Genomic DNA, 11,246 nt, shown 5'->3' on the forward strand with positions numbered 1-11,246 from the left:
ATAAATTCACCCCAGAAAGGTTAAGATACAGAATAAAACGGGATAACTCCTGATAGCTACCTTGCCTTTCTGTTGGCTGACCCAGATTTTTCCCCAGGCTTCTGCGGTGACTTTGCCGATGGATTGGCAGCAGGCCGGTCTTTGTGTCGGGCAGATGCCCGCTTTTTGAAAACTTCTACTTTCTCGTCGTGAATATCTTCAGCCTCTTCTACCGAGTGCGATTCGGATAAGGTGGCTTCTGTTTTTGCTTTTTCGGCCAATTTCCCAAAAAACTTATGCAGAGCGCGGAGTTCTTCTTCGGTCAGGTCCTCTACGTTGAGCAGGCGGTTGCTGGCTTTGTTATTGACGGCAATCAGTTCATTCAGTTTGATCTGCATGGCCAGTGAATCTTTATTCTGCGATTTCTGAATCAGAAAAACCATCAGGAACGTAATAATGGTAGTACCCGTATTAATAACCAGTTGCCACGTATCGGAATAATGAAAAATCGGCCCGGAAACGATCCAGATAATAATTGTTAAAAGAGCCAGCAAAAAAGCTGTTGACGAACCTGTGGCATACGTAGCCCGGGAGGCAAATCGCTCAAAAAAATTGGCAGATGAATTTACTTGCATAAGTTGGCTTGGGTTTCTTTTGTACGTAAATGAATACTTGTAATAACCTTATACAAGCTGGTTTGTGATATTAAATCATTTTAATGAATCAGCCTTGGTTGAGTCTACTGGCTTCGGTGTAGCCGATAGCATTGCGTCGTCGCTGGGCATGCGTTTCCGCCGGGATCGACGTACCTCACGCATGGAGAATACCATATCGGCCTGTTGCAGCATGGCATTGACGCCGGCATAACCCACGGCTTTGTGAACGACTTCGCCAGTTGGAAGGAGATATAGTGCCGTTGGATAGCTCTGGACAGCGTAGCGTTTAGCCAGAGTCACACCTTCGCCTATTTCGGCGTTCACCTGATAATTAACAAAACGCTCATTGAATTTAGCCCCGATTGCTACGTTAGGAAACGCTTCAAACGCCATACGTCGGCAGGGCGGGCACCAGTTTGTATAAAAATCGACGTAGATCGGTTTATTCTGTCGCTTAGCCTCCAGCAAAACCTCCTGCCACGAACCGCTGAAAAAGCGAATTCCGGATGGCTCCTCACTTCGAAAGCCACAAAAAAGTAGAGCAACAAACAAAAAGCAGATAGGTCTCATAAACCAAAGGTAGCCACGCAACTGTTGATACCGAAAATTGGCGCGTTTTTACGTAACGTATTGGCACTTTTGATGTCCTTCCCTGCGTAAACTCAACGACATGGTTCTGCTGCTTTACACCAGTAACCTGACCAGATCGATGAAGGCACAGCGATGAACTAATCCGTACCAGCACTTGTCTGATTTGTGTATGGCAAAAACACAAAATCCACATATTCCTCTCACTGATGCGAAGACGAAAGAAGAAGTAAGCTGGCGCGAACGCTTTGCGGCTCTCGGTAATTTACCGGCGTTTTTTAAACTGGTCTGGGAGGTTTCACCAAGCTTATTTCTCGGTAATGCCTTTCTGCGGCTCATTCGGGCGGCTATTCCGGCAACAACACTCTACATTGGTAAACTAATTATTGATCAGGTCGTTGCGCTGACAAAAAATACACAAACAGATCACGATACAAATTACCTCTGGTGGCTCGTAGCTGCCGAATTTGGACTGGCTATTTTATCGACAGCGCTCGGGCGGGCGGTTTCGCTGATGGACAGTTTATTAGGCGATCTGTTTGCCAATCGTACCTCGGTTCGGCTGATGGAACATGCCGCTATGCTCGATCTGGAACAGTTTGAAGATGCTACGTTCTACGATAAACTCGAACGCGCCCGGCGTCAGACGACGGGCCGGACAATACTGCTTTCGGGCGTGTTCGGGCAAGTGCAGGAGCTGATTTCGGTCGGCTTTCTGGCGGCTGGTCTGGCGGTGTATAACCCATGGCTATTGCTGCTGATTCTGCTGGCTGTTACGCCTTCGTTTATTGGCGATAATTATTTCAACCAACGTAGCTATTCGCTCTCGCGCTCCTGGACGCCCGAACGGCGCGAACTCGATTACCTGCGCTACGTAGGTGCCAGCGACGAAACGGCGAAAGAAGTCAAAATCTTCGGTCTGTCGGATTTCCTGATCGATCGGTTCCGGTCGCTGTCGTGGCAATACTACGTCAAAAATAGGTCGCTGGCCATTAGCCGGGCCGGTTGGGGAACACTCCTGACAGCACTTGGAACGGCCGGTTATTACGGTGCCTACGTTTGGATTGTAATGCGGGCTGTAAACGGGCAAATTTCGCTGGGCGATCTGACATTTCTGGCGGGCTCGTTCCGTCAGGTACGCGGTTCATTGGAGGGAATTCTGCTTCAGTTCAGCAGTCTGACCCAGGAAGCGATTTATCTACAGGATCTTTTCGATTACTTCGCCATCCAGCCACTGATTCATTCGCCGAAAACAAGTCGTCCGTTTCCAAATCCTATTCAGGAAGGTTTTGTGTTTGAAAATGTTGGCTTCAAATACACGAATTCGGAACGGTGGGCGCTACGTAACCTGTCGTTCACACTACGTGCTGGCGAGAAACTGGCCCTGGTTGGCGAAAATGGCGCCGGAAAAACCACGCTCGTAAAATTATTGGCACGGCTATACGATCCGGCAGAAGGGCGCATTCTGCTCGATGGGTACGATCTTCGCGAATACGATCTGATGGAACTGCGACGTAACATCGGCGTTATTTTTCAGGATTACACCCGCTTCAAAATGTCGGCTGGTGTCAACATTGCCGTGGGCGATATTGACGAACGTAGCAACCAACCCCGCATTGAAACCTCTGCCCAGCGGAGTCTGGCCGATACGGTCATTGCCAAACTGGCGGGTGGTTACGATCAGCAACTTGGTCGGTCGTTTGGTAAAGGCGTTGAGTTATCCGGGGGCGAATGGCAGAAAGTAGCGCTGGCGCGCGCTTACATGCGCGATGCACAGCTGATCATTCTCGATGAACCAACTGCCGCCCTTGATGCCCGCGCCGAATACGAGGTTTTTCAGCGATTCGCCAAACTGACAGAAGGAAAATCGTCCGTTATCATCTCGCACCGATTCAGCACCGTTCGTATGGCCGACCGCATTCTGGTGCTGGAAAATGCCGGGTTGTCGGGCGGTACGTTGCTCGAAATTGGCTCGCACTATGAGCTACTGGAGAAAGGCGGTCGATACGCCGAGTTGTTTGGACTGCAAGCTCGTGGCTATCAGTAGTTTAGTCAACAGGCGTAGTCTTTTCCCTATGCCCGTTGATAAGCCAGGGTCAGCGCAGAAAGCAATCCTAATCCGGAACCTGTATATTTACAGACCTTCTCGAAAGGATTGATTACGTAACGGCCCCGATATGGATCGGGTCAACTGAATGGAAAAGAAACGGTCAGCCGCTCAGGCGGATACGGGTAAAGCAAAATTTATTGCGCTTAGCGAACAGATTATTGAGCGAATCAAGTCGGGTGAATTACAGCCCGGCGATCAGATTCCGTCTGAAAATGAGCTGATTAAAACATTTAAAGTCAGTAATACGACCGCCCGTAAAACACTGCTCGAAATTGAATCCAAAGGATGGGCCCGTCGTATTAAAGGAAAAGGAACCTACGTACTGAACCGTACCGAAGATCATCATCTGCTACGTACCCTCGGCTCGATTTACGCAACGCGTCGGGGCTTTCACGATAGCCTGATTGCCGAAGGATTCACGCCCCGAAACATCGTGCTGGAAAAAACCATTCTTCAGGATGGCATTTCCACCGAAATTAACGGACGGCATTTTATTGTCGAGGGGCCCGTGCTGAAACTCCATCAGCTACGTTACGCCGACGATTTGTTGATGAAAGATGAGGTTAAATATATCTCCCTGACCTTATGCCCTAAAATTAACCGCATCCCTACCGAGGTGTCGTATTTCAAGGTCTATGAAGATACGTATCATTTGAAGATCAGTGAAGTACAACAGACGTTGAGTGTAAGGATTCTGGAGCCAAACACGACGAATTTTGAACTCAGCAAACCGACTCCGGCTTTTGTGCTCGACAGCGCCGTGATTTGTGAGGCCGATAAAGTTGTTGAAATTGAGCAATCCTATTATCACGGCGACAAGTACAAATTTGCCGTTATCGCCAGCCCTGAACACGCACATTAGGCATTCAGTTGATTGGTTATTTCAGCCACTTTACCAGTTCCTGAACAATAACCTCATGCCCAATTTTATTGGGGTGATTCACGTGCGACATGTAATTTTTTAACTCGCCCCGTTTGGCAATTGCTTTAAACTGGACATAGGGATCGGCCAATCCTACATGGTATTTTTCGGCCAGTTGATGGATCATCTGTACGTAAGGTTCCAGCGGATTTTTGGCGTCCAGAATATCCAGTCGCTGGTCGGGCGAAGGCGTTACCAGAATCGTTTTTATTCCTTTGGCCTGCGCCGACTGGATCATTTTCTCCCAGGCTTCGCGCACTTTATTAATGTCCGAAAAACGGTCATTCAAGGCGTAATCTATGAACAATACGTCGGGTTTATGAACCAGTACGTCCGACTCAAAACGGGTTTGCCCTTTTATCGAATTTTCGCCACCAATGGCTGTTACAATGACGTTGATAACGGCATATGGATACTGCTGTTTCAGTTTCGCCAGCGTCAGATTTGGGTATGATTCAAGCGTATGAACCTCGTGGTCGTGCCAGAAACCTGCCGGAACGGAATGTCCATGAAACACCAGATTAATGGTCCGGTTTTTGGGCCATACTACGTTCAGTTCTTTCTTGACATCAGCCAGATACGTAGCGGAATCGGCAGATTGGGCCAGGCTTATCACTGGTATCAAACAAATTATCAGGAGAATTTTATACATAGCTGATGCAAGATAAGTTGTCATGTTTTTTGCTGATTCTAGTCTACTTCACCAATAAATATGTCTGAAACCAATCGGCAACAACACCCAAATCGGACTCCCAGGTTTCGTCCCAGCCGTGCGCACCGCCCTGATGAATGATCAATTGAGCCGGAACGCCGGTTTCTTTTAGTTTGGCAGTAAACCGTTCCGACTGTTCGAGTGGCACCAGCGGGTCGACTGTACCGTGTAAAAGCAAGGTTGGCGGGGTTTCTTTCGAAATGAAATTGATGGGCGACAGCTTTTGCATCAGAGCTAATTTTTCGTCTTTCGATTTTCCATCGACACCAAACTGTGGCCAGAACCGACGTACGGTATCGCACTCCACAAACAATCGACCTTTATGCCCATAATTCAGTAAATCAGCGGGAGGGAAAAAACAGGCAACAGCCTGTACCCGACTCGACATTTTATCAACAGGGTCCGATGTTTTCAGGGAATCAGACCGCCCGACACCTGTACCGACAGAAATCGACAAATGTCCACCTGAACTCATGCCTGATATGCCCAACCGGTTAGGATCAACGCCGTACTCAGCCGCGTGATACCGGATAAACCGCACTGCCCGATGCATATCCTGCACCACTTCGCCCACCTGATAACGCGGGGCCGACCCATGCAAGATCAGGAAAACAGTCTGCCCCCGGTCAGTGAAATAATGAAAATGCTTTAACCGACGCTCAATCATGCTGTAATCGGAATGCCATCCACCACTCATGGCATACACTACGCCAATGCCGTTGGGCCTGGCCGGTTTCAATACGTCCATCGTCAGAGCCGTACCGAATTTACGCCCATACACTACGTCCTGAATCCGCGTAACACCATTGGGCGCTGCTTGCTGAACAGACTTGCTACCAGAAGGCAGTTGACTTGTTGTTCGCGAACAAGCTCCCGTTGCTAGTAGCAGAAGGAAATAATAGACATACTGTTTCATGCTTTTGTCAACGATTAACGTTTACGGCCTGAATCGTAACTGGCCCCAACAAGCCTGATTCGATCAACGGCAGTTTCCCCCACGGAACCAGATTTTTGTTGGCTTTGGTAATGTTGGTTTTGGTGAATTTTTCACCCGTAATGGCATCGCCCGTCAGTCGGTTTGACCACGTATTCGCTACGTCCACTTTCAGTACGTTTGCCCCCGATTTCACTACGTCCGTAATATCGACCCGATACGGGGGCGTCCACAAAACGCCCAGCGATTTGCCGTTCAGCCACACCTCGCCTACCTTCGACACCCACCCCAAATCCAGATAAACCCGGCCGGTTTTGGCCGCTTCCGGTTTGTAATTGAACGTTTTCTGATACGTAGCAATCCCCGAAAAGTACTTGATTCCTGCCTGTTCTGATTGAGTCCACGAGATTAGTTTGGGCAACGTAGCGGTTTCGGGAGCGCCCCAGCCTTTCGGGAAATTGAGCTGCCACGAACCATCCAGCGTCATTACCGTTTTACTCTGCTCAGGGTTAGCCAGCCCATCGCTGCCGATGTTTTGCAAAGCCGCTCCGGTTTCTTTGCCGAACACCACAAAATAGGCCCCATTGGGCGGCAACGTAACGGGCAGACTCGTTCGACCGCTGGTCACCGACGACGTAGCGATTGATACTACGTTGCCCGTTACCGGATTCCAGATTTCTGGTTTCTTTCCCGACTGACGGAAGGTGCAGGGTTTCGAAATCCACTGATTCGTCGTGTTACGGACCAGATAAAAATCCAGCCCATCGTATTGATAATGAATGTAATCAATCGGCGTATGGCGTTGATCGGCTTTCTGATCGGGGTAGCTGAAATCGGGCGCTACGTTCATCGCTTTCAGTGCGTCGATGGGTTTGGCCGACGGTTCCACCAAACGCCCGCCCTTCTTCGCCAACTGATCCAGTTTGCTACGTACCTCGGCTGGAATTCGACCTTCGGTGCCGATGTTGAGTACGCTATATGTTCCAACGCCCGGCAATACCCATTTTCCGTTCTCGACGGTCAGATCACGTAGCAACACTTCGGTGTTAACGATCTCATAATCATAGCCCGGTCCAACGGTAAAGCGCGTGTTTTTGGGTGGAACCAGGTTCGGTACGTTGTCGCCGTAGTAGTGCAGGACATCGGCTACGAAATTGGTCTTTTGCAGGATAAAAGAAATACGTCCCAGGTAATCGTTGAAGGGTTTGCTTTTGGGCCACCAGCCGTTGCGGTCGTTGTAGTGCGTACCCGCAAAATAAGCGATTCCCGGATGGCCCATGCCCGACGGATTATGCGTAAATCCGTGAATCACCAGCCGGTTCATCCCTTCGCAAAACGATCTGTCGGCCAGGGATTTCAAATCGCCGGGGCCTTCCTGCCAATCCCAGTAACTGGTGAACGATTCTTCCTCGACGATGCCGCGTTTGTAGATGTGCGAAGCAGCCGCAATTTCCTTCACCAGATAAATCATATCAACCAGACTGTCTTTATCATTTTCCATGAAAAACGTCCGGTTGTACCAGAACTCGCCACGCGGTACGTCGATGGCCCCCAACGCTTTCAGACTCTCCACCGGAATATGGTGCAAATGCCCCGGCCCACCCGATTCCGAAATAATTTGCAGCCCGTGCTGGTTACAAATCTCCTTCGACTTGCGGTAGTGGTTATTAATCATTAGTTCAGAAAACGTTTTGTCGAAGTCGAAGTGAAAGCGTTTGGCAAGCTCCGGCTGGTACAAATTTTTATTGAAAACGGTGGGCAGAAACTTATACAGATCGTAGCCGTGTAACTTCCTGAACGTAGCGGGCAAGGTTGGCGTCCACGTAAATTCCTTCGCTTCGTAGCTGGCCAGATAAAGGTTTTTCAACGGACTTTTTCGGAAATCGCCGAGGAGCGGCTTCAGCTTGTCGATAAAATACATGACGTGCATCCGCGTGGCCGACGAATCGAAATGATCGATAATCGGGCCGATGGACTGGGGCGTTGGTCGTATCAACTGCTCACCCGAATTGGAACAGACGTAGCGGTACACGTCCCATTCACCCGCCGGAGCTTTCCAGTTCAACTGCTCAGTTTTTGGATCAAAAAACGATGATACGTTGATAACTTTTGCCGTATCCAATTGCGTTTGTTGCCCCGCCGGAAGCGCGATAACGGCAATCTCTTCGTGATACGCTGGTTTCCCATCCGGGCCGTACGCAATGGGGCGTTTGTTGCCTTGTTTGTCGGGCGTGATGGTCGGAAACGCTAGTTTGGTTGACGGGGAAGCGTCGCCACGAACCGTTGTTTTTGAGAAATAAATCGTTTTGGCGGCATGTTTCGGCGTCACCCACGTACCGCCCGCATTCCAGCTACTGGCCAGATTCAGACCCACTTCCAGTCCCAGTTTACCAGCCTCTTTGATCGCCATATGAATCGTTTTTACCGACGCATCGCTCATAAACGCAGGCCCCGCCGGAATTACCTGATTCAGGTCGCTGGCGGGCGGCAACCCGATTTCGAAAATATCGACACCACCCAGGCCCGCCTTTTTGATAGCCTGCAATTCTTCTTTTAGCCGAAGCGTATCGACGTAGCCGTTGAGCCACCACCAGTACACTTTCGGTCGTGCGTGCGTAGGCGGATTTTTGAAGCCCTGTTTTAACGTAGCGTAGTTAACCGGATCGGCTTGCGGCACTAAGGAAGCCATAGCGATCACTAGCCCAAGCCCTAATAGCCCGGCGAAGAGTTTCATAGCAGAGAAAGGTTTTATAGGTTTACCAGAACACCACCAGATCGCCCGTTGCATTCTCGACAACGTAGTGATTGCCAAACTTTTTATCGCCGGACTTAAACGCAGCCTGCGGCTTTTTGCCCCACGGATAGCCCGTGTTCGCGTACACATTCAGTCCTTTCTCCGTTATGCCTTCGTCGGGATAGATACGTACCGTCGCGTTTTTCAGACCCGTCAATTTTACACAACGGTTGATGTGCTGCACGCCCGACGTCATTTCTTGGCAAGAGATCATTCCCTCCTTTTGATCGACGAAGAACCGGCTTTCGCGATGCCAGGCTTTGGGCATATTGTAGACCGAAAAACCGTCAGCCAGTTCGGTTTCGTAGCCCGTCAGGATGGGCGCGCCCTGCGGCATTTTGAACCGATGCGTAAGGGTTGTATTCGGGCAATAGCCGGAGAAGAAAAAGCCATTGCTGCCCCGCGAAATCGTCAGGACCGGATTCTTGACCGACGGATTTCGCTTGTCGATTCGATAATCCAGACCGAACTCGTTCAATACGTAGCGCATTAGCAGCGGCCCGGTAAATAGTTCTTCGGGATTGTCGGGCGTAAGGAGTTTGCCGCCTGTAAATTTGCTGGAGTTGGTACCGCGCACATACGCAACTTTACCCCCTTTCCAGTCGGGTTTGCTACGTGTCCAGACGACGTCGCGGCTGTTGCTGCCCTGCGTCATCGTCGCCAGTACGTTGGTCGATTTGTCGGCTTTGTCTTTCACCGACGTAGCAACACCGCCCCCCGAAAACAACGCCCGGTGCGTGATTTTGCTGGGATAAGCTTTTGTCAGTTTATCGAACGTAATGGTTGAATTAACCTGAAAATCGCCTTCAATGGCCGATCCATTTTGAAGATTGAGCAGATCCAGAAACGCGGGTCCTGCATGATCGGCAGGGCCGTAGACGAGCAGTTTGCCGCCATTCTGTACAAAATCGATCAGCGACTTTTCGAGCGGAGAGCCCGCATCCGGCACAATGCTCACAAGCACCGATTCATTAAAAAACTGGGGTTTGGACGTAACGACTTTCTGGAACGAACTGGTCGAAATAATCGTGTTCAGCGGGAAACCGTTGTTAATGGCCTGCCGAATAAGCCAGTCGCCGTAGTAGATTTCGGGTAAGCGTTTGCCGTCTTTATAGGCCCACGTATGGTACTCTTCGAATGGATACACCCAAACCAGCGGACCGGGTGCGGTTGGCGAATCGTATCGGGCTTTCAGGATGTGGGGCGTCACCTCGTCGGGTACCTGCGCGGGCATTTCGCCATACGTATTGTCGGCCGTCAGGAAATTAAGATGCGTCGGCAGTTTGATTTCACCTTTGGCGTTGATACGTGCCACCGCCATTGGCAGATAAATATCGTGCGGTTCCTGTCCGTACCGGTCGAGCCAGGGGCTGTTTACCCACCAAGGATCATGCGTGTAATAGCGGAACAGATAGCGTTCGTCGGGCAGCTCGGCCATCCGCGACATATAGCCGACCATTTCCAGTCCAAAATCGCCGTCAAGCGCAGCCCAGGGCGAGTTTGGCGGGGGCAGCATGTTGTATTTTCCGCCGTAAATCTGCTTTAAATCCACGCCATCGCGGGCCAGATCAGCACCTGTCGAGAGATTCGTACCGCGTGTTTGAATCTGAAAACCAGGACATTCTTTGCGAAACTGATTCCAGAAACCAGCAATCAACTCGCGCGTATTCGCCAGTTTTTCGGCGGCAAATTCCTTCCCGTTGAAAATCGCTCCCGTCGATGACCAGCCTTCTACGCCAAATCCAAACCCGTTGCTGAGCCAAATAAAATCGTAGCCCATATCGGTCAGGAAATGCTGGCTCTGGCGGCCCAGAAACGTACCGAACGGCGTATTGGCCGGAATACCTTTCGGAAATCCGGCATATGGCTGACTATCGGCATTTAACGTAGCGTAGCAACTGACCATCGTTTTGTGGCCCATTGCATTGCCACCCAGAATTTCGGGGTGTTTTTTGTACTTGAACTCCGATTTGGCAAACTCCGGCCCCGGATCGAATGTAGCGCCGATACGTACTGGTTTTCCGGTTACACGTTTTCCTGCTTCTTTGAGCGCCTGAACAATGAATTTCAAATCACCGTAGGTGTAAGCAGGCGGATTGTCCATGTACACCAGCGCGCGCTGATGCAATGACAAATCGGCCGGGCCTGAGCCAACTTCGTGCTCGGTGTTCGGGTTGCCCATATACTTCGCCCATTCGAGCGGCTGATTCGCTTTACCGGTATAGTCCAGAATCTCCGAACCATCGGACGTCCACATCATCACCGACACCGTATCGGTATGCCGCAGCAGCGACGCCCATTGCGTGAATAATTCCGTAGCTACCTGCTGAATGTAGGTTTTGTCGTTCTTTTTGAACGGCTTGAGCGAGAGTTCGAGCGTTACGTTGTTGAAGTTTTTACCCCGTAACGTCGAGTTGTCGAGGTTGGGCGTATCGGTACTGGTCGTAAAGCCGAAAATGGCGATACTCAGAGCACAAAAAAAACCAATGATTTGCGTACGCATGTGTTGAAAACAGATTTATAGCACACCGATCGTTAAGATTGATTATGA

8 protein-coding genes are annotated in these 11,246 nt (G+C 50.2%); 2 read left to right on the forward strand and 6 right to left on the reverse strand.

Annotated elements, in window-relative coordinates; all coding sequences use genetic code 11:
• Positions 1–56 precede the first annotated feature (56 nt).
• A complete protein-coding gene (locus ACOJS8_RS02815; RefSeq protein WP_420147012.1) occupies positions 57–614 on the reverse strand; it encodes a low affinity iron permease family protein in 558 nt (185 codons plus the stop codon).
• 75 nt (positions 615–689) lie between these two features.
• Entirely contained in the window at positions 690–1,205 is a 516-nt protein-coding gene (locus ACOJS8_RS02820; protein ID WP_420147013.1) for a thioredoxin family protein, read from the reverse strand.
• Between the two features lie 190 nt (positions 1,206–1,395).
• Between ACOJS8_RS02820 and ACOJS8_RS02825 the strand changes: the two genes are divergently transcribed.
• Together ACOJS8_RS02825 and ACOJS8_RS02830 are read left to right on the forward strand one after the other, a co-directional pair.
• A complete protein-coding gene (locus ACOJS8_RS02825) occupies positions 1,396–3,270 on the forward strand; it encodes an ABC transporter ATP-binding protein (RefSeq protein ID WP_420147014.1) in 1,875 nt (624 codons plus the stop codon).
• Positions 3,271–3,418: 148 nt separating this feature from the next.
• On the forward strand, positions 3,419–4,195 hold the full coding sequence (locus ACOJS8_RS02830; RefSeq protein ID WP_420147015.1) for a GntR family transcriptional regulator: 777 nt from the start codon (positions 3,419–3,421) through the stop codon (positions 4,193–4,195).
• Positions 4,196–4,211: 16 nt separating this feature from the next.
• Here the strand turns inward: ACOJS8_RS02830 and ACOJS8_RS02835 are convergent, their stop codons facing one another.
• From ACOJS8_RS02835 to ACOJS8_RS02850, 4 genes are read right to left on the reverse strand one after another with little or no spacing between them, the layout of a single operon-like run.
• Positions 4,212–4,931 (reverse strand): SGNH/GDSL hydrolase family protein, encoded by a 720-nt coding sequence (locus ACOJS8_RS02835; RefSeq protein ID WP_420147016.1) that lies wholly within the window; start codon positions 4,929–4,931, stop codon positions 4,212–4,214.
• 19 nt (positions 4,932–4,950) lie between these two features.
• A complete protein-coding gene (locus tag ACOJS8_RS02840) occupies positions 4,951–5,883 on the reverse strand; it encodes an alpha/beta hydrolase fold domain-containing protein (protein ID WP_420147017.1) in 933 nt (310 codons plus the stop codon).
• A 7-nt stretch (positions 5,884–5,890) separates the two neighbouring features.
• Positions 5,891–8,635, reverse strand: a complete 2,745-nt coding sequence (locus tag ACOJS8_RS02845; protein ID WP_420147018.1) for a glycosyl hydrolase — start codon at positions 8,633–8,635, stop codon at positions 5,891–5,893.
• 22 nt (positions 8,636–8,657) lie between these two features.
• Complete coding sequence (locus ACOJS8_RS02850; protein ID WP_420147019.1) at positions 8,658–11,198, reverse strand: hypothetical protein; 2,541 nt, start codon at positions 11,196–11,198, stop codon at positions 8,658–8,660.
• Positions 11,199–11,246: the final 48 nt, after the last annotated feature.

The organism is Spirosoma sp., assembly GCF_048594605.1.
Lineage (GTDB): Bacteria > Bacteroidota > Bacteroidia > Cytophagales > Spirosomataceae > Spirosoma.